24 protein-coding genes are annotated in these 25,048 nt (G+C 70.6%); 11 read left to right on the forward strand and 13 right to left on the reverse strand.

Annotated elements, in window-relative coordinates; genetic code table 11:
• Positions 1-67: 67 nt before the first annotated feature.
• Positions 68-1,186 carry an allantoicase gene (gene alc / locus ACZ4TG_RS33675; protein WP_468170559.1) on the reverse strand — a complete coding sequence of 373 codons (1,119 nt, stop codon included), beginning with the start codon at positions 1,184-1,186 and terminating at the stop codon, positions 68-70.
• Positions 1,187-1,188: 2 nt separating this feature from the next.
• Entirely contained in the window at positions 1,189-2,532 is a 1,344-nt protein-coding gene (gene allB, locus ACZ4TG_RS33680) for an allantoinase AllB (RefSeq protein WP_468170562.1), read from the reverse strand.
• A gap of 326 nt (positions 2,533-2,858) precedes the next feature.
• On the opposite strand from allB, the gene ACZ4TG_RS33685 reads away from it, so the two are divergent.
• Complete coding sequence (locus ACZ4TG_RS33685; RefSeq protein ID WP_468170565.1) at positions 2,859-3,662, forward strand: IclR family transcriptional regulator; 804 nt, start codon at positions 2,859-2,861, stop codon at positions 3,660-3,662.
• A gap of 74 nt (positions 3,663-3,736) precedes the next feature.
• Here ACZ4TG_RS33685 and ACZ4TG_RS33690 read toward each other — a convergent pair whose 3' ends face one another.
• Together ACZ4TG_RS33690 and ACZ4TG_RS33695 are read right to left on the reverse strand one after the other, a co-directional pair.
• Positions 3,737-4,429, reverse strand: a complete 693-nt coding sequence (locus ACZ4TG_RS33690; RefSeq protein WP_468170568.1) for an ABC transporter ATP-binding protein — start codon at positions 4,427-4,429, stop codon at positions 3,737-3,739.
• Positions 4,426-5,511, reverse strand: coding sequence for an ABC transporter permease (locus ACZ4TG_RS33695; RefSeq protein ID WP_468170571.1), 1,086 nt, complete (start codon positions 5,509-5,511; stop codon positions 4,426-4,428). The genes ACZ4TG_RS33690 and ACZ4TG_RS33695 overlap by 4 nt, the downstream gene beginning before the upstream one ends.
• 134 nt (positions 5,512-5,645) lie before the next feature.
• Here ACZ4TG_RS33695 and ACZ4TG_RS33700 point away from each other — a divergent pair, with 134 nt between their 5' ends.
• Together ACZ4TG_RS33700 and ACZ4TG_RS33705 are read left to right on the forward strand one after the other, a co-directional pair.
• Positions 5,646-6,830 (forward strand): sensor histidine kinase, encoded by a 1,185-nt coding sequence (locus tag ACZ4TG_RS33700; RefSeq protein WP_468170574.1) that lies wholly within the window; start codon positions 5,646-5,648, stop codon positions 6,828-6,830.
• Positions 6,827-7,456, forward strand: a complete 630-nt coding sequence (locus ACZ4TG_RS33705) for a response regulator (protein WP_468170577.1) — start codon at positions 6,827-6,829, stop codon at positions 7,454-7,456. The genes ACZ4TG_RS33700 and ACZ4TG_RS33705 overlap by 4 nt, the downstream gene beginning before the upstream one ends.
• 47 nt (positions 7,457-7,503) lie before the next feature.
• On the opposite strand, the gene yczR is transcribed toward ACZ4TG_RS33705, so the two are convergent.
• The gene (yczR, locus tag ACZ4TG_RS33710) at positions 7,504-8,988 is read right to left on the reverse strand and encodes a MocR-like transcription factor YczR (protein ID WP_468170580.1); all 1,485 of its coding nucleotides are present in this window, start codon (positions 8,986-8,988) and stop codon (positions 7,504-7,506) included.
• An 88-nt stretch (positions 8,989-9,076) separates the two neighbouring features.
• Between yczR and ACZ4TG_RS33715 the strand changes: the two genes are divergently transcribed.
• The 5 genes from ACZ4TG_RS33715 to ACZ4TG_RS33735 all read left to right on the forward strand — a co-directional run bounded on the left by ACZ4TG_RS33715 (position 9,077) and on the right by ACZ4TG_RS33735 (position 13,930).
• Positions 9,077-9,262 carry a hypothetical protein gene (locus ACZ4TG_RS33715; RefSeq protein ID WP_468170582.1) on the forward strand — a complete coding sequence of 62 codons (186 nt, stop codon included), beginning with the start codon at positions 9,077-9,079 and terminating at the stop codon, positions 9,260-9,262.
• Positions 9,226-9,840: a nucleotidyltransferase family protein gene (locus tag ACZ4TG_RS33720; RefSeq protein ID WP_468170585.1), complete on the forward strand. Its 615-nt coding sequence runs from the start codon at positions 9,226-9,228 to the stop codon at positions 9,838-9,840. Before ACZ4TG_RS33715 ends, ACZ4TG_RS33720 begins: the two co-directional genes overlap by 37 nt.
• Positions 9,841-10,113: 273 nt before the next feature.
• Entirely contained in the window at positions 10,114-11,742 is a 1,629-nt protein-coding gene (gene aceB / locus ACZ4TG_RS33725) for a malate synthase A (RefSeq protein WP_468170588.1), read from the forward strand.
• Between the two features lie 257 nt (positions 11,743-11,999).
• Positions 12,000-13,280 (forward strand): GDSL-type esterase/lipase family protein, encoded by a 1,281-nt coding sequence (locus tag ACZ4TG_RS33730; RefSeq protein ID WP_468170591.1) that lies wholly within the window; start codon positions 12,000-12,002, stop codon positions 13,278-13,280.
• A gap of 50 nt (positions 13,281-13,330) precedes the next feature.
• Positions 13,331-13,930, forward strand: a complete 600-nt coding sequence (locus ACZ4TG_RS33735; protein WP_468170594.1) for a 3'-5' exonuclease — start codon at positions 13,331-13,333, stop codon at positions 13,928-13,930.
• A gap of 22 nt (positions 13,931-13,952) precedes the next feature.
• On the opposite strand, the gene ACZ4TG_RS33740 is transcribed toward ACZ4TG_RS33735, so the two are convergent.
• The 8 genes from ACZ4TG_RS33740 to ACZ4TG_RS33775 all read right to left on the reverse strand — a co-directional run bounded on the left by ACZ4TG_RS33740 (position 13,953) and on the right by ACZ4TG_RS33775 (position 21,386).
• A complete protein-coding gene (locus ACZ4TG_RS33740; protein ID WP_468170597.1) occupies positions 13,953-15,068 on the reverse strand; it encodes a saccharopine dehydrogenase in 1,116 nt (371 codons plus the stop codon).
• Between the two features lie 352 nt (positions 15,069-15,420).
• On the reverse strand, positions 15,421-16,812 hold the full coding sequence (locus tag ACZ4TG_RS33745) for a nucleobase:cation symporter-2 family protein (protein ID WP_468170600.1): 1,392 nt from the start codon (positions 16,810-16,812) through the stop codon (positions 15,421-15,423).
• Between the two features lie 351 nt (positions 16,813-17,163).
• A complete protein-coding gene (locus tag ACZ4TG_RS33750) occupies positions 17,164-18,567 on the reverse strand; it encodes an 8-oxoguanine deaminase (RefSeq protein WP_468170603.1) in 1,404 nt (467 codons plus the stop codon).
• Between the two features lie 191 nt (positions 18,568-18,758).
• Positions 18,759-19,682: a factor-independent urate hydroxylase gene (gene pucL, locus ACZ4TG_RS33755; protein ID WP_468170606.1), complete on the reverse strand. Its 924-nt coding sequence runs from the start codon at positions 19,680-19,682 to the stop codon at positions 18,759-18,761.
• A 2-nt stretch (positions 19,683-19,684) separates the two neighbouring features.
• A complete protein-coding gene (uraH, locus tag ACZ4TG_RS33760) occupies positions 19,685-20,074 on the reverse strand; it encodes a hydroxyisourate hydrolase (protein WP_030715205.1) in 390 nt (129 codons plus the stop codon).
• A gap of 2 nt (positions 20,075-20,076) precedes the next feature.
• Positions 20,077-20,583, reverse strand: coding sequence for a 2-oxo-4-hydroxy-4-carboxy-5-ureidoimidazoline decarboxylase (gene uraD, locus ACZ4TG_RS33765; RefSeq protein WP_468170609.1), 507 nt, complete (start codon positions 20,581-20,583; stop codon positions 20,077-20,079).
• Positions 20,584-20,739: 156 nt separating this feature from the next.
• Positions 20,740-21,138 carry a helix-turn-helix domain-containing protein gene (locus ACZ4TG_RS33770; RefSeq protein ID WP_468170612.1) on the reverse strand — a complete coding sequence of 133 codons (399 nt, stop codon included), beginning with the start codon at positions 21,136-21,138 and terminating at the stop codon, positions 20,740-20,742.
• Positions 21,135-21,386, reverse strand: a complete 252-nt coding sequence (locus ACZ4TG_RS33775; RefSeq protein WP_468170615.1) for a thiamine-binding protein — start codon at positions 21,384-21,386, stop codon at positions 21,135-21,137. Before ACZ4TG_RS33775 ends, ACZ4TG_RS33770 begins: the two co-directional genes overlap by 4 nt.
• A gap of 126 nt (positions 21,387-21,512) precedes the next feature.
• Between ACZ4TG_RS33775 and ACZ4TG_RS33780 the strand changes: the two genes are divergently transcribed.
• From ACZ4TG_RS33780 to ACZ4TG_RS33790, 3 genes are all read left to right on the forward strand, one after another.
• Positions 21,513-22,346, forward strand: a complete 834-nt coding sequence (locus ACZ4TG_RS33780) for a TIM barrel protein (protein ID WP_468170618.1) — start codon at positions 21,513-21,515, stop codon at positions 22,344-22,346.
• A 75-nt stretch (positions 22,347-22,421) separates the two neighbouring features.
• Positions 22,422-23,312, forward strand: coding sequence for a 2-hydroxy-3-oxopropionate reductase (locus ACZ4TG_RS33785; protein WP_468170621.1), 891 nt, complete (start codon positions 22,422-22,424; stop codon positions 23,310-23,312).
• Between the two features lie 232 nt (positions 23,313-23,544).
• The gene (locus ACZ4TG_RS33790) at positions 23,545-25,002 is read left to right on the forward strand and encodes a catalase (protein WP_468170731.1); all 1,458 of its coding nucleotides are present in this window, start codon (positions 23,545-23,547) and stop codon (positions 25,000-25,002) included.
• Positions 25,003-25,048 lie beyond the last annotated feature (46 nt).

Consider the following 25,048-nt stretch of genomic DNA (forward strand, 5'->3'; position numbering starts at 1 on the left):
CGGGCTGTTGAACGCGCGCCCCGGGGGTGTCGGCCCCCGGGACGGTCGGTGTGCGGAGCCGGTGGCCTCAGCCGCCCAGCTCCTGGTGGCGGGCGGCGTGCGCGGCGGCGCCGGCCTCGGTCAGCGAACCGAACAGGCGCAGGCGGGAGAAGCCGCCGTCCGGGAAGATGTCGATGCGCACGTGCGTGCCGACGGCCGGGGTGTCCAGCACGAAGCGGTGGTTGGTGTCGGGCTGCAGGCGGGTGCGCGGCAGGAACTCCGTCCACTCGCCCTCCTCGCCGGACTTGATGGACAGCGAGGCCCAGCCGGCCGAGTTGCCCTTGAGGTAGGCGGTGTCGATCTCGACGGCGCGGATCTCGGAGTCGGCGACCAGCTGGTAGCGGATCCAGTCGTTGCCGTTGTCGCGGCGGCGGGCGGTCTCCCAGCCGTCGTCCATCTTGCGGGAGCGGCCCGGATTGATGGTGTTGGTCGGCGGGGAGTAGAAGCGGTTGGACGCGTCCTGCACCGAGCCGCCGTTCTCCAGCGCGACGACGTCGAAGGTGCCCAGCGTGGCGAGCCACTTCGGGTCCGGTACGACCTCGCCGTACACGCGCAGGCGTGCGATGCCGCCGTCGGGGTGCTGGTTGACGCGCAGGTGCGTGAAGCGCTGCTCGGCGGTGATCTCGAAGCCGTTGGCCGCGTGGCCGCCGACCGGGGTGCGCGGGACCAGGGTGGTCCACTTCACGTCGTCGCCGAGGAGCTCCTCGGGGGTCGGCGCGAGCGCGCCTTCCCAGTTGGTGCCCTCGATGGAGACGGCCTGCGGCATGTTGCCGCGGAAGTGGGCGGTGTCGACGACGATGCCGCGGATCACGCCGGGGGCGCCGAGGCGGACCAGGGCGTAGTCGTGGTCCTCGGGGGTGGGCCAGGGCTGGGTGGCGGAGACGCCACGGCGGCGGCGGGTCTCCCAGCCGTCCATGATCTTGCCCTTGTGGCCGAAGTGCTCGGGGTCGAAGTGCGCGGCCTCGGCGATGAGCAGGTTCTCGCGCTGGGCGAAGAACTCGTCGTTGGCGAAGGTGACACCGGCGCCCAGCTCACGGGCGGCGAGGTTCGCGTACTGGGTGAACGGGAAGTCCGCGGTGCGGTAGTCCGCGTACGGGTCGCCGCCTCCGTACGGGTTCGCGTTACCGGTGAATGCAGGAATCGCCACTGTCAGTTCTGCCTTTCGAGGAGGAGGCCCGTGGGCTCGGTGGGGGTGCCGTGGTCGGCGATCTGCGTGCCGCGCAGCCAGGTGGACTTCACGACGCCGTGCAGGGTCTTGCCCGCGTACGCCGTGATCCGGTTGCGGTGGTGCAGTTCCGCGGGGTCCACGGTGAAGGTCTCTTCGGGTGCGAGGACCGCGAAGTCGGCGTCGCGGCCGGCCTCGATCGCGCCCTTCTGCGCCAGGCCGGCGAGGGCGGCCGGGGCGGTGGACATCCAGCGCACGACCTCCTCCAGGGAGCGTCCGCGCTCGCGCGCCTCGGTCCAGATCGCGGGCAGGCCCAGCTGAAGGGAGGAGATGCCGCCCCACGCGGTGGCGAAGTCGCCGGTCTTGAGGTCCGCGGTGGAGGGCGAGTGGTCGGAGACGATGCAGTCGATCGTCCCGTCGGCGAGCGCGTCCCACAGCAGGTCCTGGTTGGCGGCCTCGCGGATGGGCGGGCAGCACTTGAACTCGGTGGCGCCGTCCGGGACTTCCTCGGCGGTGAGGGTGAGGAAGTGCGGGCAGGACTCGACGGTGATCTGTACGCCCTCGGCCTTGGCGGCGGCGATCAGCGGCAGGGCGTCGGAGGAGGACAAGTGCAGCACGTGGACGCGGGCGTTCAGCCGCTTCGCCTGGTCGATGAGGTTCTGGATCGCGGTGTTCTCGGCGTCCTTGGGGCGGGAGGCGAGGAAGTCCGCGTACTTGGGGCCCGGGTTCTGCGGGGCCGACTCCAGGTGGTGCGGGTCCTCGGCGTGCACGATCATCAGGCCGCCGAAGCCGGTGATCTCCGCGAGGGAGGTGGCCAGCCGCTCCTGGTCGAGCTCGGGGAACTCCTCCACGCCCGAGGGCGACAGGAAGCACTTGAAGCCGTAGACGCCGGCGTCGTGCAGCGGGCGCAGGTCCTTGACGTTGTCGGGGAGGGCGCCGCCCCAGAAGCCGACGTCCACGTGCGCCTTGGTGCGGGCGACCTCCTGCTTGACGCGGAGGTTGTCGACCGTGGTCGTGGGCGGCAGGGAGTTCAGCGGCATGTCGAGGATCGTGGTGATGCCTCCGGCCGCGGCGGCGCGGGTGGCCGTCCAGAAGCCTTCCCACTCGGTGCGGCCCGGGTCGTTCACGTGGACGTGGGTGTCGACCAGGCCGGGGAGCAGGACGTCGTCGCCGAAGTCCTCCAGCCGGGCTCCGGCCGGTACCTCGGCCTCGTACGCCAGCACGGCCGCGATCTTCCCGCCGGCGACGGCCACCGAGGCGGCGCGCGTCCCCTCGGGCGTGATGACACGCGTCGAGCGCAGTACCAGTTCCACAGCCGCGTCGGCCACCGGAACCTCCCCATCTACTTCCACAGAGCGAAATTCAACGTTCTGTTGACGGAGTCTTCACGCCGATCCGGGGCCAGTCAAGAGTGCCCGGACGGACCACCCACCCGCTTCGACCGCAATTGGAGGTTTCCACAGGATGGAATTAAGATTTCACTATCCAGAATGTAGCTACCACCACCGGAGGGCGGCCGGTAACTTTCCGAGGACGTCCGCCACCAGGACAAACCCCCTCTGACCGGCGGGGACGGCACTGCCCCGGCTCTAGGGCCGACGCCGACCGACCGGTAGGCTGCTTCCTTGCCTGCCAGCACCGAAAGGACCGCGCCGTGCCGACGTCCAGCGCCAGCACCACCGACGCTTCCGCCAAGCCCACCGCCGCCAGCGGTGGCGTCCAGTCCCTTGAGCGCGCCTTCGATCTGCTCGAACGCATGGCCGACGCCGGGGGCGAAGTCGGCCTCAGCGAGCTCTCCACCGCCAGCGGCCTTCCGCTGCCGACCATCCACCGCCTCATGCGCACCCTCGTGGCGTGCGGCTACGTCCGGCAGCAGCCCAACCGACGGTACTCCCTCGGCCCCCGGCTGATCCGCCTCGGCGAGTCCGCCTCGCGCCTGCTGGGCACCTGGGCCCGCCCCTACCTCGCCCGCCTGGTCGAGGAGACCGGCGAGACCGCGAACATGGCCCTGCTCGACGGGGACGAGATCGTCTACGTCGCCCAGGTGCCCTCCAAGCACTCCATGCGCATGTTCACCGAGGTCGGCCGCCGGGTGCTGCCGCACTCCACGGGCGTGGGCAAGGCACTGCTCGCGTACACCCCCGCCGACGAGGTCCGCGCCCTGCTGGCGCGCACCGGGATGCCGGCCGCGACCGAGAAGACCATCACCACGCCCGAGGGCTTCCTGGACGCCCTGGAGCAGGTCCGCAAGTCGGGATACGCGGTCGACGACAACGAGCAGGAAATAGGAGTCCGCTGCCTGGCCGTGTCGGTGCCGAACTCGCCCACCGCCGCCGCGATCTCCATCTCGGGCCCGGCGGGGCGCGTCACGGAGGCGGTGGCCGAGTCCTTCGTGCCGATCCTGCAGGGTGTGGCCGCCGAGCTGTCGGTCGCCCTCGCCAACCAGAACCCCGCCTGAGCGCACCAGGCCCTGCGAAGGCCCCCGCCGCCCCTCTCGGAGAGGGGTGGCGGGGGCCTTCGTACGCGAGGGCCTCAGGCGGCCGGGACCGGGTCCGGGCTCTGCGTGAGGCGGCCGTCGGTCATCGTCGCCGTACGGTCCATCCGGTCCAGGTGGGCGTGGTCGTGGGTGACCAGCACCGTGGCGGTGGACCGCTCGCGGGTGAGGGTGACCAGGAGGTCCAGGACGGCGGCTCCGCGGTCGTGGTCCAGCGCGCTGGTGGGTTCGTCGACCAGCAGCACGGCGGGCTCGTTCATCAGCGCCCGGGCGATGTTGACGCGCTGGCGCTGCCCGCCGGACAGCTGGTGCGGGCGCCGGTCGGCCTTGTCGGCCAGCCCCACCGCGTCCAGCAGCTCCAAGGCCCGGCGGCGCAGCGGCCGGGAGGGCCGGCCGGAGAGGTGGGCCATCACCTGGAGCTGCTCGGCGGCGGTCAGCGAGGCCAGCAGGTTGGGCTGCTGGAAGACGATGCCGATCTTCTCGCGGCGCAGGGCCGACTTCTGCGCGGCGTTGAGCCGGGCGGTGTCCTGGCCCGCCACGACCACCCGGCCGGAATCCGGGGTGACGAGCGTGGCGGCGACCGCGAGGAGGCTGGACTTGCCGGAGCCCGAGGGGCCGATGACGGCCGTCAGGGTGCCCGCGGGCACCTCCAGGCCGACCGCGTCCAGGGCGGTGAGCCGGCCGTCGCCGTCGGGGTAGGTGAGCGTGACGTCGTGCACAAGCAGGGTCATCGGGCGCTCCCGAGGGCGGTCAGCGGGTCTACGGCGGTGATCCGCCGGATGGACAGGGCGGCGCCCAGCGCGCCGAGCGCGATCATGATCGCGGCGGGCACCAGCACGGTGGGTGCGTCGAGCACGAAGGGCACGTCGCCGCCGCTGATCAGTACTCCGGCGCCGGCCGCGAGGGCCGTGCCGAGCCCGGTGCCGACGGCGAGCATGACCACGGCCTGGCCGAGGGCGTCCTTGAGGAGGTACGGGGTGGACGCGCCCAGGGCCTTCAGGACGGCGATGTCACCGCTGCGCTGGATGGTCCACACCGTGAAGAAGGCCCCTATGACCAGGGCGGAGATGGCGAAGAGGAAGCCGCGCATCAGCTGGAGCGAGCCGTTCTCGGAGGTGTAGGAGCCGATCGCGCTCAGCGCCTCGTCGACGCTCCGGGTCCTCGTGGCCGCGGCCTCGTCCCCGGCGCGGGTGGCCGCTCCGGGCGCGTCCAGGGCGATCACGGTGGCCAGGGTGTCGGTGGAGGTTCCCGGGTTGCCGATGCGCTGCCAGTCGGCCAGGTCCGCCCAGACGACCGGGGTGTGGCTGAAGGCCGCGGTGCCGGAGACCGCGGCGACGGTCAGCTCCAGCGGGCCGATCCTGAGCTTGGCGCCGGCGCCGAGTCCGCCGAGCTCCTGGGCGGCCTTCTCGGTCAGGACCACCCGGCCCTGGGTGAGCCCGGAGCCGCGGGGGGCGAGCCGGCCGGCCGATTCGACGCCGAAGACGGACACGGCGGCGGTGCGCTCACCCGAGACGGCGTTGGTGGTGCGGATGCCGACCGGCTCCGCCGACCTCACCCCGGGCCGAGTCCGCCAGGCCAGCCAGGCCTTCTCGGGGACCTGGGAGTTGGTGAAGGACACCTTCTGGTCCCCGGCGGGCGCGGCGAAGGACAGGTGCGAGGCGGGCAGTCCCGTGATGGCCGAGATGTTCTCCCTGGCCAGCCCGGAGGTCAGTCCGGACAGCAGGCCGACCAGCAGCGTGATCAGCAGTACGACCGAGCCCATGAGGGCGAAGCGGCCCTTGGCGAACCGTAGATCTCTCCATGCGACGAACATGTCCCCCACCCTGGTGTTCCGCGTGGGCACAAGGCATCGCGCCACAGTAGGGATCCTCGTATCGAAGGACCCATCGGGACATCAAACTTTTGGTTGACCGGGGGTGGTGGATCCGCACTTACGCTGGTCAGGCCATGGCTGCTCCTCGATCCCGCCCCCTGACCCCCGTCTCCCGCGTCCTGCGGCTCTGCCTGCACGCGCTGCTGTTCGGGCTGCTCGCGCTGGCCGCCGCACGCGCCGTCACCGACTCCGCGCCCCGGGCCGGGTGGGTGGTCGCCGCGTGCGCGCTGCTCGGCACCGTGTACGCGGCAGGCGTACGGGCACCCGTGGTGCACCGCTCGCCGCGGGCCGGGGCGTTGTGGCTGGCCGGGCTGGGCGCGGCCTGGGCCGCGCTGCTGGTGGTCTCCCCCGACGGGCTGTGGATCGCCTTCCCGCTGTACTTCCTGGAGCTGCACCTGCTGCGGCTGCGCTGGGGGATCGCGGCCGTCGCCGTGACGGCCTGCGCGGCGATCGGCGGGTTCCTGGCGCACAGCGGCTCGGTGTCCCCCGGGGCCTTCCTCGGGCCGCTGCTGGGCGGGGCCGTCGCGGTGGCCACGGTGCTCGGCTACCAGGCGCTGTACGGGGAGAGCGAACGCCGCCGGGAGCTGATCGAGGAGCTCATCGCCACCCGCGCCGAGCTGGCCGCGGCCGAGCGGGGCGCGGGGATCCTGGCCGAGCGCGAGCGGCTGGCCCGGGAGATCCACGACACCCTGGCCCAGGGCCTGTCCTCGATCCAGCTGCTGCTGAGGGCCGCGGAGCGCTCGCTCCCGCCGGACGCGCCGGCCCTGGAGCACATCGGCCGCGCCCGTGAGGCGGCCCAGGACAATCTTGCCGAGGCACGTCGTTTCGTACGGGCCCTCACGCCCCCGGACCTGGAGCACGGGTCCCTGGCCGCCGCGCTGGAACGGCTCTGCTCGGCCGCGCCCGGTCCGCGCGTGCGCTTCTGCCTGAGCGGCTCTCCCCGGGTCCTGCCCACCCCGTACGAGGTGGCCCTGCTGCGGATCGCGCAGTCGGCGCTGGCCAACGTGGTGCGGCACGCCGGGGCCGGGCGCGCCGAGATCACCCTGACCTTCATGGACACCTCGGTCACCCTGGACGTCGTCGACGACGGCCTGGGCTTCGACCCCTCCTCGGCGCCTTCGGGCGAGGGCGGTTTCGGGCTCCCGGCGATGCGCTCGCGGGCCCGGACGCTGGGCGGGCTGTTCACCGTGGAGTCCGCCCCGGGCCAGGGCACCGCCGTGGCCGTCACCCTGCCGTTGCCCGCGGAGGCGCTCTCATGACGATCCGGCTGCTGCTGGCCGACGACCACCCGGTGGTACGGGCCGGGCTGCGCGCGGTGCTGGACACCGAGCCGGACTTCGCGGTGGTCGCGGAGGCGGCCACCGCCGAGCGGGCGGTGGAGCTGGCGGCGTCGGCGGAGGTGGACGTGGTGCTGATGGACCTCCAGTTCGGGCCCGGGATGCACGGCTCGGCGGCCACCGCGCTGATCACGGCGCGCCCGTCCGCCCCCCGGGTCCTGGTCCTGACCACGTACGACACGGACGCGGACATCCTGGCGGCGGTGGAGGCGGGGGCCTCGGGCTACCTGCTCAAGGACGCCCCGCCGGAGGAGCTCGCGGCGGCCGTGCGCACCGCGGCGGCGGGCCAGTCGGCGCTGGCCCCGGCGGTGGCGCTGCGGCTGATGGACCGGATGCGGATGCCGGCGGAGGCCCTCACCAAACGGGAGCTGGAGGTCCTCCAGCTGGTCGCCGACGGACTGTCGAACCAGCAGATCTCGAAGCAGCTCTTCCTCAGCCAGGCCACGGTCAAGTCCCACCTGGTCCACATCTACGCCAAGCTCGGCGTCGACTCCCGCACGGCCGCGGTGGCCGCGGCCGCCACCCGTCGGCTGATCCGCACGCCGTAGCCGGTGTCCGCGTAGCGCCTCCTACGCCACCCAGCGCGGAGCGCCGCCTACGCCACCCAGTGCGGGCGTTCCACCGCGGGAGGCAGCGGCACCCCGTCGTGGAAGGCGGCGGCGAGGCGGCGGACGCCCTCGGCCAGGCGGTCGGCGGACAGCGTGTACGGGATCCGCAGGCGGTGCTCGAAGGTCCCCGGGTCCACCCCGAAGCGGGCCCCGCGCCCGATGTGGACCCCGGCGGCCGCGGCCCGTTCCGCGAGCGCCGAGCTGACCGGTTCGCCGAGGTCCACCCAGAGGGAGAGGCCGCCCGGGGGCACCTGCCAGGACCACTCCGGGGTGTACCGCTGGAGCGCGGCCACCAGGGCCTCGCGCTGGATCCGCAGCTGCGCGAGGCGCGCGGGCAGGGCCCGGTCCATGTCCGCCATCAGCGGGAGGGCGACCAGCTGGTCGAGTACCGAGCCGGTCATGTCCGCGGAGACCCGTACGGCGGTCAGCTCGGTGATCATCTTGGCGGTGGCCCGGATCCAGCCCACCCGCAGCCCGCCCCAGTGCGTCTTGCTGAGCGAGCCGATCGTGATCACGTGCTCCGCGCCGCCCCGCTGGGCGAGCGAGGCCAGGGGCGCCGGCGCGGGAACGTCCAGCGCGATGTCGGCGATGGTCTCGTCGACCACCAGCCAGGATCCGGTGGCCCGGGTCGCCGCGAGCAGCCGCAGCCGCTGCTCCGGAGGCATCAGCGCGCCCGTCGGGTTCTGGAAGTCGGGGATCACGTACGCCATCCTCGGCACCGTCTGGCGCAGCGTGGACTCGGCGATCTCCATGTCCCAGCCCGCGTCGGAGACGGCGAGGGACGCGGTGCGCAGCCGGGCGTGCCGCAGCGCGTCGAGGGCGTTGGCGTAGGTGGGGTTCTCGGTCACGACGCGGTCGCCGGGCCGGCAGAGCAGGCTGACGACCAGTGCGAAGGCCTGCTGGGCCCCGGCCGTGACCAGGATCTGCTCGGGGCGCGTGGGCAGTCCGCGCCGGGTGAACCGCTCGGCGACGGCGGTGCGCAGGTCGGGCAGGCCGAAAGGGTGGTAGCCGGGGTTGCGGGCGATCCGGGGCAGCCGGGGAGCGGCCCAGGCGAAGGCCTCGGCAAGGCTGCCCTCCGGGGCGCCCATGGCGGCGATGGCCAGGTCGATGCCCTCGTCGCCGTCGGCGCGCGCCCCGGTCCCGACGAGGGCGGGCGAGCCGACCGGCTGGTGGCCGTCGGGCAGTTCGGTCCAGGTGCCGGAGCCGCGCCGGCTGCGGACGTAGCCGCTCTCGCGCAGCAGGTCGTAGGCGCCGGTGACGGTGGCCCTGCTGGCGCCGACCGCCTCGGCGAGTTCGCGTTCGGCGGGGAGCCGTACGTGCAGGGCGATCCGGCCGTCGAGGATCAGGGTGCGGACGGCGTCGGCGAGCGCGCGGTAGCCGGGGCGCGCCAGCACCTCGGCGGGCAGCAGGGCGGCGAGCTGGCGGCTGCCGATGGTTCTGTCCGCCGTATGGACCACTCGCCCGTTTGCCATGCCAACCTCCCCTGATTGGCTCTGCCGACCAGGCCAATCGAGGACCACACTCGCTGTATTGGCCCCCGATTGGCAAGGAGACGCCGAAATGTTGACCGATCGTGACGAACGGGTCCTGGTGGCCGCCGCCGAGCAGCGCATCTCCCGGCCGCTGCCGGTCGGAGCGGCTCTGGCGGCCGTACGCCGACTGCTGAGACGGGACCCGCGCGCCGCCGCCGAGGGGCGAGAATCGCTGTCATGCCAGCCGACACGACACACCCCGCTGCCCCGGTGATCGCGGGCCTCCTCCTCGCGGCCGGCGGCGGCCGGCGCCTGGGCGGCCGCCCCAAGGCCCTGCTCCCCTACCGCGGCCGCCCGCTCGTCGAGAACGCCGTACGGGTGCTGCGCGAGGCCGGCTGCGGCCCGCTGCACGTGGTGCTCGGCGCCTCCGCCGCGGAGGTCCGCGAGCGCGCCGACCTGACGGGCTGCGTGGTCGTGGACAACCCGGACTGGGCCGAGGGCATGGGGTCCTCGCTGCGGGTCGGCCTCACCTCCCTGGGCGGCACGAAGGCCGACGCGGCCCTGGTCTCGCTGGTGGACCAGCCGGGCATCGGGCCGGCCGCGGTGGCCCGGGTGCTGGCTGCGTACCGCTCGCCCGCGAGCCTCGCGGCGGCGGCGTACGACGGCGAGCGCGGCCATCCGGTGCTGTTCGGGGCGGACCGCTGGGCGGACATAGCGGAAACCGCCACGGGGGACCAGGGCGCGCGCGTCCATCTGAAGCGGCACGCGGACGAGCTCACACTGGTGGAGTGCGGGGACGTCGCGCAGGCCTTCGACATCGACACCCCGTCCGACCTGGCACGTCTTGCTTGAGCGCGGCTGGTGCGGGGCCTGAGCGGGGCGTGACCGCGATGGCACTGAGGGCCACGGGAGGGTGGAATCTGTCGACCCGGAGAATCTCGACGTCAACAAACCATTGAACTTCCACCATGAGGAAATTACTATCCACTGGTCAGAAGCGCCCTGAACCACAGACGGCGCCCGCGACCGTATCCCGGAACTCTCCACACCCGACGGCACTGCGTGCCGTCTCGCGCGAGCATTCCCCCGCGGCCGCCAGGCACCGCCGCTGAAGGAGTGACAGATATGTCCGCACCAGCGCCGTCCCCGCTGGCCATCGTCGACGCCGAGCCCCTGCCCCAGCAGGACGAAGTCCTCACCGACGCGGCACTCGCCTTCGTGGCCGAGCTACACCGCCGGTTCGCCCCCCGCCGCGCCGAGCTCCTCGCCCGACGCGCCGAGCGGCGAGCCGAGATCGCCCGGACCTCCACCCTCGACTTCCTCCCGGACACCGCACAGGTCCGCGAGGGCGACTGGAAGGTCGCGCCGGCCCCGGCCGCGCTGAACGACCGCCGCGTGGAGATCACCGGTCCGACGGACCGCAAGATGACCATCAACGCCCTGAACTCGGGCGCCAAGGTCTGGCTCGCCGACTTCGAGGACGCCTCGGCTCCCACCTGGGAGAACGTCGTCCTCGGCCAGCTCAACCTCATCGACGCCTACGAGCGCCGCATCGACTTCACCGACCCGCGCACGGGCAAGGCGTACGCCCTGAAGCCCGCCGACCAGCTCGCCACCGTCGTGATGCGGCCGCGCGGCTGGCACCTGGAGGAGCGCCACCTCCAGTTCGAGGGCGGCCCCGCCTCCGGCTCCCTCGTGGACTTCGGCCTGTACTTCTTCCACAACGCGCAGCGCCTGATCGACCTCGGCAAGGGCCCGTACTTCTACCTGCCGAAGACGGAGTCCCACCTGGAGGCCCGCCTCTGGAACGAGATCTTCGTCTTCGCCCAGGACTACGTCGGCATCCCGCAGGGAACCGTCCGCGCCACCGTCCTGATCGAGACCATCACCGCCGCCTACGAGATGGAAGAGATCCTCTTCGAGCTCAAGGACCACGCGGCGGGCCTCAACGCGGGCCGCTGGGACTACCTCTTCTCCATCGTCAAGAACTTCCGTGACGGCGGCGAGAAGTTCGTCCTCCCGGACCGCAACGCGGTGACGATGACCGCCCCCTTCATGCGGGCGTACACCGAGCTGCTCGTCAAGACCTGCCACAAGCGCGGCGCGCACGCCATCGGCGGCATGGCGGCCTTCATCCCGTCCCGCAAGGACGCCGAGGTCAACAAGGTCGCCTTCGAGAAGGTCAAGGCCGACAAGGACCGCGAGGCGGCCGACGGCTTCGACGGCTCCTGGGTCGCCCACCCGGACCTGGTCCCGATCGCCATGGCCTCCTTCGACGCGGTGCTCGGCGAGAAGCCGAACCAGAAGGACCGGCTGCGCGAGGACGTCTCGGTGGCCCCGGGCGACCTGATCGCGATCGACTCCCTGGACGCGAAGCCCACGTACGAGGGCCTGCGCAACGCCGTCCAGGTCGGCACCCGCTACATCGAGGCCTGGCTGCGCGGACTGGGCGCGGTCGGCATCTTCGGCCTGATGGAGGACGCGGCCACCGCCGAGATCTCGCGCTCGCAGATCTGGCAGTGGATCAACGCCGGTGTGGTCTTCGAGCACGAGGGCGAGCCGGTCAAGGCCACCGCCGAGCTGACCCGCAAGATCGCCGCCGAGGAACTGGCCGCGATCCGCGCCGAGATCGGCGAGGAGGCCTTCGCGGCCGGCAAGTGGCAGCAGGCCAACGACCTCCTGCTGCACGTCTCCCTCGACGCCGACTACGCGGACTTCCTCACCCTCCCCGCGTACGACCAGCTCGTGGGCTGAACACCTCGCGCCTCACCCGTCTTCGGCTGAAACGCACAGCAGCCGAGCACAGCAGCTCCGCCCCCGCCGCCCCCAAGGCGCCGGGGGCGGAGCTGTTTTCACCCTGTCACGCGCCGCACGAGTCCGGCTCGCGAACGGCTTCAGCCGACCGGCGTACGGCTCGAGCCGGCCTGGCGTACCGAACGAATGGTCGGCCGTTACGCCATCGTAATCTGCGTGTACCTAGCGGTAACATCCGGCCGCGTGTCACCTTTCCGATGCCACCGGCGCCGGCGGTACCCCCACTTACCCAGCCACGCACCGAAGTTGTTCCCGGCTTCGGCGTGGCCGACCGCAGGAGTTCCGCAGTGATCGGATTCCGCAACGTCAGCAAGGGCCGGTCCCGCAGTCGCGTGCGACGACTGACCGGGGCCGGATTGGTACTGCCGCTCGCCGTCAGCGCACTGCTGGCCGGCGGGGCGGGCACCTCCGCGGCGAGCCCCGGCACGGGGCCCACCGCCGTGGTTTCCATGGGCGACAGCTACATCTCCGGCGAAGCCGGCCGGTGGAAGGGCAACAGCCTGACCAACAGCGGCAGCCGGGTCGGCACCGACCGGGCCTGGGTCAGCGGCAGTTCGTACGACCCCGCCAAGGTCTACGGAACGACCGCGGGCGGCTGCCACCGGTCGGACTCGGCCGAGGTGCGCAGCGCCGGGGCGATCGCCGACGTGGCCGTGAACCTGGCCTGCTCGGGGGCGGTCTCGGACAACGTGTTCCGGGCCTCCAACGGCGGGGTGTCCTACAAGGGCGAGGCCCCGCAGGCCGATCAGCTCGCCGCGGTGGCCGCAGCCAACAACGTCAAGGTGATCGCGCTGTCCATCGGCGGGAACGACCTCGGCTTCGCCGACATCATCAAGGACTGCGCGTTCGACTTCATCCTCTGGAACTCGTACTGCTACGACGACCAGCAGGAGGGGGTCGACGAGAAGATGGACGGGGTGATGGCCAAGGTCGGCAAGTCCGTCGACGAGATCCGGGCCGTGATGCGCGGAGCCGGGTACGCCGACTCCTCGTACCGCATCGTGCTCCAGTCGTACCCGTCGCCCATCCCCAGGGGCGCGGAGAACCGGTACACCCAGAGCGACTGGAGCCGCCTCAACTCGGGCGGCTGTCCCTTCTGGAACCGGGACTCGGACTGGGCCCGGGACTCCCTCGTGCCGCAGATCTCCAACCGGCTCAAGGGAGTTGCCGCCGCCAAGGGCGTGCAGTTCATGGACCTGCGGGACATGATGCAGGGGCGCGAGGTGTGTGCGAAGGCCAGCAAGCAGGTGACCTCCGCGACGCCGGCGTCCGCGAAGACGAGCGAGTGGGCGCGCTGGATCGACAGCAGCGAGACGCAGGGCCTGATCCAGGAGTCCATGCACCCGAACCACTTCGGGCAGCTGGCCGCCGGGCGCTGCCTGGCCCTGGTCGTGGCGCAGCCCGCGACCTCCGGGTTCAGCTGCAAGAACACGGCCGGGAGCGACCAGAGCGGGATGTACCTGACGCCCGCTCCGTAGCCCGGTAATGCGGGTGCGAGGACGCGGTACGGGCTGGCATGCTCCGGAGCATGTCAGCCCCTACCGCACGCCCCTCTCTCTACATCTCGGTCGACATCGAGGCCGACGGCCCGATTCCCGGGTCGTACTCCATGATCAGCTTCGGAGCCGCCGTGGCCGGCCGGCAGGACGGCCCTTCGTATACGGCCGCCGACCCGGAGCAGCGGACCTTCTACCGGGAACTGCGCCCCATCAGCGACCGTTTCGAGCCCGCGGCCCTCGCGGTGAGCGGGCTGGACCGGGACCGGCTGCTCCGGGAGGGCGCCGAACCGGCCGTGGCGATGGCCGAGTTCCGCGCCTGGGTGCGGGAGGTGTCGGCCGGGGCCCAGCCGGTGATGTGCGGCTACCCGGCCTCCTTCGACTGGAGCTTCCTGTACTGGTACTTGATCGAGTTCGGCGGGGACAGCCCGTTCGGGCACTCGGGCTGCCTGGACATGAAGACGCTGTACGCCACCAAGGCACGGGTGCCGCTGCGTGCGGCGGTGAAGGGGCGGATGCCCCGCGAACTGCTGTCGCAGCGGCAGCACACACACCACGCGCTCGATGACGCCGTCGAGCAGGCGGATTTGATGAGCAATCTGATGCTGTGGGACCCGGACGGCGGCCGGTAGGCCCTCGTCCGGGTCTCGCGGGTCAGGCCGCCGGCTGTTCGCCGGCCCCCTGGAGCGGGTGCAGGGCGGCCAAGGCCTCCGTGAAGGCCTCGCGGCAGCGCAGCCAGTCCGGGTCCGGGGCGCCCGTCCCGAGGGCCAGCAGCTTCGGCAGCAGGTCCCCCGAGAAGGCCCGGGCGGCCTCGGCCGGGAGCAGGGACGGCAGGTTGTCGATGGCGATCACGTCGAGCGGCCACGGCCCGCCGCGCAGCCGGCGGGACGGGGAGGCCCAGTCGGTCAGCCGGTCGTAGACGGGCAGCAGATGCAGCGCCGAGCCGGTGTCACAGGTGATGTCGGCGATCACCGACAGCCGCCGCCCGCCGGGGCCCGGCTCGCGGTCCAGGTCGGCCGGGGTCAGGAAGGGCGCTACGGGCCGGGTGGTGAGTACGGCGTTGACCAGGATGTCGTACCGGAGCAGGGCGGTCCGGTCCAGCCGGGCGGTGTCGGCGCGGTCCCACCGGGTGACCCGCACCCCAGCGGTGGCGAGGGCGTCGCAGGCGCCGCGCCCGCTGCGCCCGTAGCCCCCGATCACGACGGACCGCAGTTGCAGGCCGTCGGGCGCGGGGACGGTCCGCGAAGCCCGTAATCGCCGGTCGAGCTCGGCCCGGGGCAGCGGCACCAGCGGGGCTTCCAGCAGGCCCCGCGCCTGTAGTACGGCCAGCGCCGCACCCGCATAGCCCGCCCAGTACCCGAAGGCGGCGAGCCTGCGGCCCTGGGCGTCGGCCAGGTACTCCAGGTCGAGCAGGGTCCCGCCGCCCGCGGCGAACCGCTCCAGCAGCGCGGGGGCCTCCGCCTGGCCCTTGTACGCGTGCCCGAAGTACACGTGCCTGTGGTGCAAACGCTCGGGTGTGGAGGGGAGTTCCTTGAGGCCGAGGATGTAGGCGGACCCGGGCGCGGCCCCCGCCGCCCAGGATCCGGCGGGCGCGGCACGGCAGCCGGCGTCCAGGTACTCGTCGAGCGGGAAGACCCGGTGGCCGGACTCCTCCACGGTGATCCGCACCCCCTGCCGGACGAGCTGTCCGGCGTCCTGTGGGGTGAGTGGCGCCCTGCGTTCGGTGGGCCGGGTCTCGTTGCGCATCCACAACTGCGGCGACTCTGCCATCGGCGGTACCACCTGTCTGCTCAGGACGCCTTCGAGGGCGTCCGCGTGCAACATGTGACCGGGCCTCAGGATCAGTTCACCGGTGCCGTTCGGCAAGGAGCACGGCAGGAGAAGTTGGGGCTCGCAGCTCAAGTGGCGGCGCGCGCGACGGAAAGCGTGCGCCCTCCGTGCACGCCGACGCGAAATCCTCCGGGCCGGGCGGAACGGGCGGGGCGGGGCGGGCGGGGCGGCTCCGGCTCCGGCGGACCGGGCGGGGCCGCACCGCGCCGCGCAGACGGGCGCGCGGCGGTGCGCACGCCACACCCGCAGTGGGTGGCGTACGCACCGCCGCGCGCCGGCCGGTGTCCCGGCCTCAGTGCACGAACGCCGGTTCCGGCGCGGCCTCCCCGGCCGCCTCCTTCTTGGCGCCGAGGTGGTTGAAGGCCAGGTTGAGCAGGATCGCCACGACGCAGCCGGTGCTGATGCCGGAGTCGAGGACGACCAGCAGGTCCTTCGGGAAGGCGTGGTAGAAGCCCGGCGCCGCGATCGGGATCAGGCCGATGCCGACGGAGGCGGCCACGATCAGGGCGTTCTCGCCCTTCTCCATGGCGGCGCCCGCCAGGGTCTGGATGCCGCTGGCCGCGACCGAGCCGAAGAGCACGATGCCGGCGCCGCCGAGCACGGGCAGCGGGACCACGCCGATGACGGAGGCCGCCATCGGGCACAGGCCGAGCAGGATCAGGATGCCGCCGCCGGCGGCGACCACGAAGCGGCTGCGGACCTTCGTCATGGCGACGAGTCCGATGTTCTGTGCGAAGGCGCTGCACATGAAACCGTTGAACAGCGGGCTGAGCGCGCTGCCGAGGGTGTCGGCGCGCAGGCCGCCCTCGATGGTCTTGGCGTCCGCCGGACGGCCCACGATCTTGCCGAGGGCCAGGATGTCGGCGGTGGACTCCGTCATGCAGACGAGCATCACGATGCACATCGAGATGATGGCCGCGACCTGGAACTGCGGGGCGCCGAAGTGGAACGGGGTCGGGAAGCCGACGACGTCCGCGTCGCGGACGGCGTCGAAGTTCGTCATGTTCAGCGGGATCGCGATGAGCGTGCCCGCGACCAGGCCGAGCAGGATGGATATCTGCTGGAGGAAGCCGCGCAGGAACTTTCGCATCAGCAGGACGATCGCCAGGGTGAGGGCGGCCATCCCGATGTTCTGCATCGAGCCGTAGTCGGTGGCGGTGCGGTTCCCGCCCTGCGACCAGTTGAACGCCACCGGGAGCAGCGAGACGCCGATCAGGGTGATGACCGTACCGGTGACGACGGGCGGGAAGAAGCGGACGAGCTTGCCGAAGTACGGGGCGGCGAGGAAGCCGACGAGACCGGCGACGATGATCGCGCCGAAGATGACGGGGATGGCGTTGTCCCCCTCCCCCTTGCCGATGGCGATCATCGGGGTCACACCGGCGAAGGAGACGCCGTTGACGAAGGGGAGTTTGGCGCCGATCTTCCAGACTCCGAGGGTCTGGAGGAGGGTGGCGAGGCCTGCGGTGAAGAGCGAGGCGCCCATCAGGAAGGCGGTCTCGGTGGCGGAGAGACCGACGGCCGGGCCGACGATCATGGGTGGGGCGACGACACCTGCGTACATGGCGGCCACGTGTTGGAGACCGCTCGTGAACATTTTCAGCGGAGGCAAGGTCTCGTCGACCGGGTGCTTCTCCTCCGGTACTGCGACTGCATCTTTGCGAAACCTGGGCGTAGAGGCCACGGCTTCCTCCGGTCGGTTAAACACGTCGGCAGGGACGTGGATGTCAGGGAGGTGGTGCGAAAGCTGTGCTAGTCGAGCCGTTGTTCAGTTGTGGAATGTGCTGCCCCAAGGGGTTACGGAAACGATTCGCCCGAGTCGTTCCCGCTCGATCAGGTGGTGCTGAAGAGCTGGCGATGCCGTGGCAGTGACGCGGTGTGATGGATTCGCTCTCCATGAGTTTCACGAGTCACCGCACCCGGGGGCGCCGTCGGATTGTCTCCTCGGGCGCTTCCCGGGCACGGCTGCCGCGGACCCCGCTCGGGTCCGCGGCCGCCGGTCGAGGGCCGTCCCCCCCGACCGGACTCCGTGGGATCAGGCCTGCGCGGAGATCCGCGCGAGGCGCTGGGCCTCTTCACGCGTGGACACGGCGATCGCGTCCTCGTCGGCGAAGAGCAGTCGGCTGTTCTCGACGATCTGCTTGCCGTTGACCAGCGAGAGGGTGACCGGGGCGGCCGCACCGAAGACCAGCGCGGTGACCGGGTCGGCGATGGAGGAGTGCAGGAAGGTGCTCAGGTTCCACATCACCAGGTCGGCGCACTTGCCGGCCTCCAGCGAGCCGATGCTGTCGGCGCGGCCGAGGACCTGGGCGCCACCGTACGTACCGAGGCGCAGGGCCTGGCGCGCGTTCAGCGCACGCTCGCGGTGGACCGGGTTCAGGCGGTTGATCAGCAGCGCGTTGCGCAGCTCGGTGTGCAGCTCACCGGACTCGTTGGAGGCGGTGCCGTCCACGCCGAGGCCGACCGGGACGCCGGCGGCGAGCATGTCCGGGACGCGGGCGATGCCGGCGGCCAGACGGGCGTTGGAGGACGGGCAGTGCGCCACACCGGTCTTGGTGCGGGCGAACGCGGCGATGTCGGAGTCGTTCATGTGGACGCTGTGCGCCATCCACACGTCCTCGCCGAGCCAGCCGGTCGACTCGAAGTAGTCGGTCGGGCCCATGCCGAACAGTTCCTTGCAGAACTGCTCTTCCTCGACGGTCTCGGAGCCGTGCGTGTGCAGGCGCACACCCAGGCGACGGGCCAGCTCGGCGCCCTGCTTCAGCAGCTCGGTGGAGACCGAGAAGGGGGAGCAGGGGGCGACGGCGACCTGGGTCATCGCGTCGAAGGAGTGGTCGTGGTGCTTCTTGACGGTCGCCTCGGTGTCGGCGAGCGCGCCTTCGAGGGTCTCGACGGCGTGGTCCGGCGGCAGGCCGCCGTCCTTCTCGCTGCGGTCCATCGAGCCGCGGGCGAGGGTGAAGCGGACGCCCATCTCGGAGGCGGCGCGGATGATCGAGCCGGAGAGGTCGCCGGAGCCCTTGGGGAAGACGTAGTGGTGGTCCATGGCGGTGGTGACACCGCCCTTGGCCAGCGCGGCGAGGGAGCCCTGCGCGGCCGTGTACGTCATCTGCTCGTCGATGCGCGCCCAGGTCGGGTACAGCGCGACGAGCCAGTTGAAGAGGTTGTGGTCGGTGGCCAGACCACGGGTGATCCACTGGTAGAAGTGGTGGTGGGTGTTGACCAGACCCGGGGTGACGAGGTGACCCGTGCCATCGATGCGGCGGACCACATTGTCGAGGTTCTCGGGGGCCTTGCCCGCGCCGAGCGACTCGATCTTGTTGCCGGCGACGACCACGTAGCCCGAGGCGTACTCGGTGTCATTCGCGTCGACGGTCGCAATCGCACAGTTCTCGATGACGATGCGCTCGACGGCGCTGTCATGGGCTGCCGATGCTGCCATGGGACTTCCTCGTGCTTTCAGTGGCGGTGCGGGCACGGCAAAACCCAGGGGATTTGAGTGCCGGAGCCGGGGGCCTTGACAGCTGACAGTACTGCCGCCCCGTGTGTTGCGTCCGGGTGCCGATTCAGGAAGTTGAAGACGTGTCTCGCGGTCCCGGGGCCACTGCGGAGCCCCGGGACGCGCGTGGCGCATCAGAGGTTGGTCATGTCCACGGGGATACGGGCGTCAACGCCGTCGCGGAGGACCGTCGCCTCGATCAGACCGTACGGACGGTCCGCGGCGAAGTACACCTCGTTGTCGTTCTTGAGGCCGAAGGGCTCCAGGTCGACGAGGAAGTGGTGCTTGTTCGGGAGCGAGAAGCGGACCTCGTCGATCTCCGAACGGTGGTTGATGATGCGCGAGCCCATCTGGTACAGGGTCTGCTGCAGCGACAGGGAGTAGGTCTCCGCGAAGGCCTGAAGCATGTGCTTCCTGGTCTCGGCGTAGGACTTCTCCCAGTTGGGCATCCGCTGCTCGTCGTCCGACCAGTTGAAGCGCCAGCGAGCCGACACCTGGGTGGCCAGGATCCGGTCGTAGGCCTCCTTGAGCGTCGTGTACTTGTCCTTCACGTAACCCCAGAACTCGGAGTTCGTGGAGTTCATGACGACCAGGTCCTTGAGGCCGGAGATGACCTCCCAGTTCTGACCGTCGTACGTGATCTGGGTGACCCGGGTCTCCTGGCCCTCGCGGACGAAGGAGTGGTTCACCTCGTCGGCGCCGATGAACTTGGAGTTCGCGTCCGAGGTGGCGATCCGGGACCAGGAGTACTCCTCGATCCGGATGCGCGCCTTCTGGATCGGCTCCTGGCTGTTGACGAACCAGCGCGCCAGGTGGATGCCGAACTGCTCGGCGGACTCGATGCCGTACTCCTTGGCGAACGCGTACACCGTGTTCTTGGTGGTGTCCGTCGGAAGGACGTTGGCGTTCGAGCCGGAGTAGTGGACGTCGTCCATGTCGCCGGAGAGGGCGACCGAGACGTTCAGGTCCTTGATGTGGTGCGTGTCGCCGTCCCGCGTGATCTTGACGACGCGGTTCTCTGCTTTGCCGTACTGGTTCTGGCCCAGAATCGTGGCCATGACTAGCTCCCTCGGTAAACGGAGTAGCCGAACGGGTTGAGCAGCAGCGGTACGTGGTAATGCTCGCCCGGGTTCACCGCAAAGGTGATGGTGACCTCGGGGAAGAACGCACCGCTGTCCCTTACGCGGGGGGCGTCCTGCTGCGCCTCGGCTTGCTTCTTGGAGAAGTACGTCTCGGTCTCGAAATCGAGACGCACGTGGGTGGTGCCCTCCGGCAGGGCCGGCAGGTCCTTGCAGCGCCCGTCCGCATCCGTGGCGGAGCCGCCCAGGGCCGCCCACTCACCGTCGAGGCCCGTACGGGCCGACAGGGAGATGGCGACGCCCTCGGCGGGCTTGCCGATGCTGGTGTCCAGGATGTGCGTGGACACCGACGCGGTGGTCTCGGTGCTCATGCTCACTCTCCTTCTACGAGTCGGGTCAGGCGGATCTTGTTGATCTTGACGAGCTCACCGCGAGCGATCTCTCGCTCCTGCTCCGGCGAGTTGCCGATCCGGACCTTGACCGCGTCCCGCATGAACTCACCGGTCGCACCGGTGGCACAGATGAGGAAGACGTGGCCGAACTTCTCCTGGTACGCCAGGTTCAGTTCGAGGAGTTCGTTCTTGAGCTCCTCCGAGGCACCGGCCATGCCACGCTGCTCGCGGGCGGAGGTCGGGTCTCCCGGCTTCGGCCGGCCGATCGGCGCGTGGCCCCCCATCGCCTCGCCCAGGTCCTCGGCGGTGAGCTCCGCCATGGCGGACTCGTTGGCCGAAAACAGGGCTTCGATGCCGGCGAAGGGGCGCTGGGCGAGCAGCTTGCTCCCCCATGCCGAGCTGGCGCACACCTCGTGCAGCTCGGCCGTGGCCTCGCTGTCGTCCAAGGCGTTGAACCGGGTGAGACCCGGGGTCGGACTCGAAGTCACGGTAGGCCTCCGTGGCCTGTTGTTGCTTTTTGACGGGCTGCGCATAGCTAACGCCCTCGACAACACGGCGTCAACACTTTGTTGAAACTTCCCGTACACAAAAGCCGCCGCCCGGGTGAATTGGGCGGCGGCTCGTCACTTTGGGTCAGGATGCGTTCACGCTTGGCTGTTCTTGGCGGGGCCTTTGGGAGGGTTGGCATCCCTGTTCAAGTAGTTGTAGACGGTGAAGCGGCTTACCCCCAGGGCGCCCGCGACCGTTTCCACGCCGTGCCGCACGGAGAAGGCCCCGCGCGCCTCCAGTATGCGCACCACGTCCTGCTTCGACTTCCGGTCGAGCTGCGCCAACGGTACGCCGTGCCGGCGCTCCAGCGCCGCCAGGATGTGGTCCAGCGAGTCGGAGAGCTGGGGCAGGCGCACGGCCAGCAGCTCCTGGCCCTCCCAGGCGAGCACGACGTCGTCGGGCTGCGCCAGGGAGGGATCCATCAGCTCGCCGCCCATCGCGTCCACCAGCGGCTTGACCGCGGCGACGAACGGGTGGTCGCGGGGCTCGGTCACGGGGTCTCCTCCCGGATCACGTTGACCTGGAGCGAGACGCGCGTGGCTCCGGCCTCCAGCGAGTCGCGCAGGAGCGCGGCCACGGCGGTCAGCACCTCGTCCGCCTCCCCTTCGGCGGTATTGCCGAAGGGACCGACGTCCACCGCGTCCAGCCGGGCCTCGTGGATGACCTCGCGAGCGGCCACGGCATGGGCAGGGGCCTCTTCGAGATCGAAGGGCTCGGTCGTGAACTCCACTCTCAATCGCACGCGGGTCAAGCTACCCCGCACTCGGGACTTTCCGGGAGTCCGCACTTGACAGCCGCGCGAACCTCGATGCAGTCTTCCATCAAGCAGAAACTAACTTCCGCAATACGGAAGGAGCGCACACCCCTCATGGGATACACGGACCAGCGCTTCGATGTAAACCTTTCGATCCTCTTCACGGAACTCCCGCTCCTGGAGCGTCCCGCGGCTGCCGCCGCGGCGGGCTTCACGGCGGTCGAGCTGTGGTGGCCCTGGATCGAGACCCCCACTCCCGCCCAGGCGGAGCTGGACGCCCTCAAGAAGGCTCTCGAGGACGCCGGCACCCAGCTGGTGGGTCTGAACTTCTACGCCGGCCAGCTGCCGGGTCCGGACCGCGGTGCGGTCTCGGTCCCCGGTGAGGAGTCGGAGCGCTTCAACGCCAACATCAACGTGGCCGCCGACTTCGCGGCCTCGGTCGGCTGCAAGGCGCTGAACGCCCTCTACGGCAACCGCGTCGACGGCGTCGACCCGGCCGTCCAGGACGAGCTGGCCCTCAAGAACCTGGTCGTGGCCGCTCAGGCCGCCGACCGGGTGGGTGCGATCCTCCTGATCGAGACCCTCAACAAGCCCGAGTCGCCGCTCTACCCGCTGGTGAGCGCCCCGGCCGGCATCGAGGTGGTGGACAAGGTGAACGAGGCCACCGGCCTCGGGAACGCCAAGTTCCTGCTCGACCTGTACCACCTGGCGATGAACGATGAGGACCTCTCCGAGGTCATCGAAAAGTACGCCGCCAAAACCGGTCACGTCCAGATCGCGGACAAGCCCGGACGCGGTGCCCCTGGCACCGGCGAGCTGCCCCTCGAGGAGCTGCTCGACCAGCTGAAGAAGGCCGGATACGAGGGCTACGTAGGCCTGGAGTACAAGGCCGCCGATGCTGCCGCCTCCTTCGCATGGCTGCCGGCCGAGGCCCGCGCCGCGAAGTAGGCGGACAAAGTCCAGGCGATCAGCCAGGCACGTCACGAACTTTTCGTACAAAGCATTAAGAGAAGGACCCTCATCATGAGCACCCTCCCCAAGATTGCCTGGATCGGTCTCGGAATCATGGGCTCCCCCATGGCCGAGAACCTCCTGAAGGCCGGTTACTCGGTCACCGGCTTCACCCTGGAGCAGGACAAGCTGGACCGCCTGGCCGCCGCCGGCGGCTCCGCGGCCGGCTCGATCGCCGAGGCCGTCAAGGACGCCGACGTCATCATCACGATGGTGCCCGCCTCCCCGCAGGTCGAGGCCATCTCCTACGGTGAGAACGGCATCCTCGAGAACGCGAAGTCCGGCGCGCTGATCATCGACATGTCGTCGATCACCCCGCAGACCTCGATCGACCTCGCGAAGAACGCCGCCGAGAAGGGCATCCGCGTCATCGACGCCCCGGTGTCCGGCGGCGAGGCCGGCGCCATCGAGGCCGTCCTGTCGATCATGGTGGGTGGCGAGCAGGCCGACTTCGACGAGGCCCTGCCGGTCCTCGAGGCCCTCGGCAAGACCATCGTCCTGTGCGGTCCGCACGGCTCCGGCCAGACGGTGAAGGCCGCCAACCAGCTGATCGTCGCGGTGAACATCCAGGCGTGCGCCGAGGCCGTCGTCTTCCTCGAGAAGTCGGGCGTGAACCTCCAGGCCGCCCTGGACGTCCTCAACGGCGGTCTGGCCGGCTCCACGGTCCTGACCCGCAAGAAGGACAACTTCCTGAACCGCGACTTCAAGCCCGGTTTCCGGATCGACCTGCACCACAAGGACATGGGCATCGTCACCGACGCCGCCCGCAACGTCGGTGCGGCCCTCCCGGTCGGCGCGGTCGTCGCCCAGCTCGTCGCCTCGCTGCGCGCCCAGGGTGACGGCGGCCTGGACCACTCCGCCCTGCTCCGCGCGGTCGAGCGCCTCTCCGGCGCCCAGATCTGAGCCCGCGGCCCGCTCGCCGGGCCGCACCCCTCCCCGTCCACGGGGACCTGAGTTTCCGGATGGTGCCGGTGCTGACACCTGTCCTGTCGCGCCCAAGCGCCGGCACCGTCCGGATCACCTCTCCACATTCTTTCTTTCAACAAACTGTTGACGACGCGTTCACGCCGAAATTAGGCTGTTCCGCATGACGGAAGACGATTTCCGTCAGCAGTTCCCCGTACGGAAGGTCACCATGTCGAAGCGCACGCTGACGACCGAGTCTGGCGCCCCGGTCGCCGACAACCAGAACTCCGCTACCGCCGGCGTCGGTGGCCCCCTCCTGGTCCAGGACCAGCAGCTCCTCGAGAAGCTCGCCCGGTTCAACCGCGAGCGCATCCCGGAGCGCGTGGTGCACGCCCGCGGCTCCGCCGCGTACGGCCACTTCGAGGTGACCGACGACGTCACCGCGTACACCAGCGCCGCGTTCCTGAACACGGTCGGCAAGAAGACCGAGACCTTCCTGCGGTTCTCCACCGTCGCCGACTCGCTGGGCGGCGCGGACGCCGTCCGCGACCCGCGCGGCTTCGCGCTCAAGTTCTACACCGAAGAGGGCAACTACGACCTCGTCGGCAACAACACCCCGGTGTTCTTCATCAAGGACCCGATCAAGTTCCCCGACTTCATCCACTCCCAGAAGCGCGACCCCTTCACGGGCAAGCAGGAGCCGGACAACGTCTGGGACTTCTGGGCGCACGCCCCCGAGGCGACGCACCAGATCACCTGGCTGATGGGTGACCGCGGCATCCCGGCGTCGTACCGTCACATGAACGGCTACGGCTCCCACACGTACCAGTGGACCAACGAGTCCGGCGAGGCCTTCTTCGTCAAGTACCACTTCAAGACGAACCAGGGCATCCGCAGCCTGTCGGGCGAGCAGGCCGCCGAGCTCGTCGGCAAGGACGCCAACTCGCACCAGACCGACCTGCTCCAGGCGATCGAGCGCGGTGTGAACCCGAGCTGGACCCTCTACGTCCAGATCATGCCCGCCGCCGAGGCCGCGGACTACCGCTTCAACCCGTTCGACCTCACCAAGGTGTGGCCGCACAGCGACTACCCGCTGCAGCGCGTGGGCCGTCTGGTCCTCGACCGCAACCCGGACAACGTCTTCGCCGAGGTCGAGCAGTCCGCCTTCTCCCCGAACAACTTCGTCCCGGGCATCACCGCCTCGCCGGACAAGATGCTCCAGGGCCGTCTGTTCGCGTACGCCGACGCCCAGCGCTACCGCCTCGGTGTGAACCACACCCTGCTGCCGGTCAACGCCCCGAAGGCGACGAAGGCCGAGAACTACGGCCGCGACGGCGTCATGGCGCTGCGCAACGGCTCGCGCCACGACAAGAACTACGAGCCCAACTCGTACCAGGGTCCGGCCGAGACCGGTCTGGCGCTCGGCGCCCCGAAGGCCGTCTCCGGCTACACGGGCACCCACGAGGCCCCGGCCCACACCAAGGACGACGACTTCTTCCAGGCCGGTGAGCTCTACCGCCTGATGTCGGAGGCCGAGAAGCAGCGCCTGGTGGCGAACATCGCCGGCGGCCTGTCTCAGGTCACCCTCGAGGACGTCATCGAGAAGAACCTGGCTCACTTCCACGCCGCCGACGCCGACTACGGCAAGCGCGTCGAGGAGGCCGTCCGCGCCCTGCGCGACGCCTGAGCCGCATAGCTGTACCGGGGGCCTGACGGGAGGTCAGGCCCCGGGT

The sequence above is a fragment of the Streptomyces sp. NPDC028314 genome (genome assembly GCF_055565795.1).

Excerpts from the sequence above, each read along its gene's own strand:
- ACZ4TG_RS33695 (WP_468170571.1), bottom strand. The coding sequence starts at position 5,511 with ATGTTCGTCGCATGGAGAGATCTACGGTTCGCCAAGGGCCGCTTCGCC.
- ACZ4TG_RS33740 (WP_468170597.1), bottom strand. The coding sequence starts at position 15,068 with ATGGCAGAGTCGCCGCAGTTGTGGATGCGCAACGAGACCCGGCCCACC.
- ACZ4TG_RS33790 (WP_468170731.1), top strand. The coding sequence starts at position 23,545 with ATGTCGAAGCGCACGCTGACGACCGAGTCTGGCGCCCCGGTCGCCGAC.
- yczR (WP_468170580.1), bottom strand. The coding sequence starts at position 8,988 with ATGGCAAACGGGCGAGTGGTCCATACGGCGGACAGAACCATCGGCAGC.
- ACZ4TG_RS33730 (WP_468170591.1), top strand. The coding sequence starts at position 12,000 with ATGCCACCGGCGCCGGCGGTACCCCCACTTACCCAGCCACGCACCGAA.
- pucL (WP_468170606.1), bottom strand. The coding sequence starts at position 19,682 with ATGGCCACGATTCTGGGCCAGAACCAGTACGGCAAAGCAGAGAACCGC.
- ACZ4TG_RS33735 (WP_468170594.1), top strand. The coding sequence starts at position 13,331 with ATGTCAGCCCCTACCGCACGCCCCTCTCTCTACATCTCGGTCGACATC.
- ACZ4TG_RS33785 (WP_468170621.1), top strand. The coding sequence starts at position 22,422 with ATGAGCACCCTCCCCAAGATTGCCTGGATCGGTCTCGGAATCATGGGC.
- ACZ4TG_RS33700 (WP_468170574.1), top strand. The coding sequence starts at position 5,646 with ATGGCTGCTCCTCGATCCCGCCCCCTGACCCCCGTCTCCCGCGTCCTG.
- ACZ4TG_RS33750 (WP_468170603.1), bottom strand. The coding sequence starts at position 18,567 with ATGGCAGCATCGGCAGCCCATGACAGCGCCGTCGAGCGCATCGTCATC.
- ACZ4TG_RS33690 (WP_468170568.1), bottom strand. The coding sequence starts at position 4,429 with ATGACCCTGCTTGTGCACGACGTCACGCTCACCTACCCCGACGGCGAC.
- ACZ4TG_RS33720 (WP_468170585.1), top strand. The coding sequence starts at position 9,226 with ATGCCAGCCGACACGACACACCCCGCTGCCCCGGTGATCGCGGGCCTC.
- uraH (WP_030715205.1), bottom strand. The coding sequence starts at position 20,074 with ATGAGCACCGAGACCACCGCGTCGGTGTCCACGCACATCCTGGACACC.
- ACZ4TG_RS33780 (WP_468170618.1), top strand. The coding sequence starts at position 21,513 with ATGGGATACACGGACCAGCGCTTCGATGTAAACCTTTCGATCCTCTTC.
- aceB (WP_468170588.1), top strand. The coding sequence starts at position 10,114 with ATGTCCGCACCAGCGCCGTCCCCGCTGGCCATCGTCGACGCCGAGCCC.
- ACZ4TG_RS33705 (WP_468170577.1), top strand. The coding sequence starts at position 6,827 with ATGACGATCCGGCTGCTGCTGGCCGACGACCACCCGGTGGTACGGGCC.
- ACZ4TG_RS33715 (WP_468170582.1), top strand. The coding sequence starts at position 9,077 with ATGTTGACCGATCGTGACGAACGGGTCCTGGTGGCCGCCGCCGAGCAG.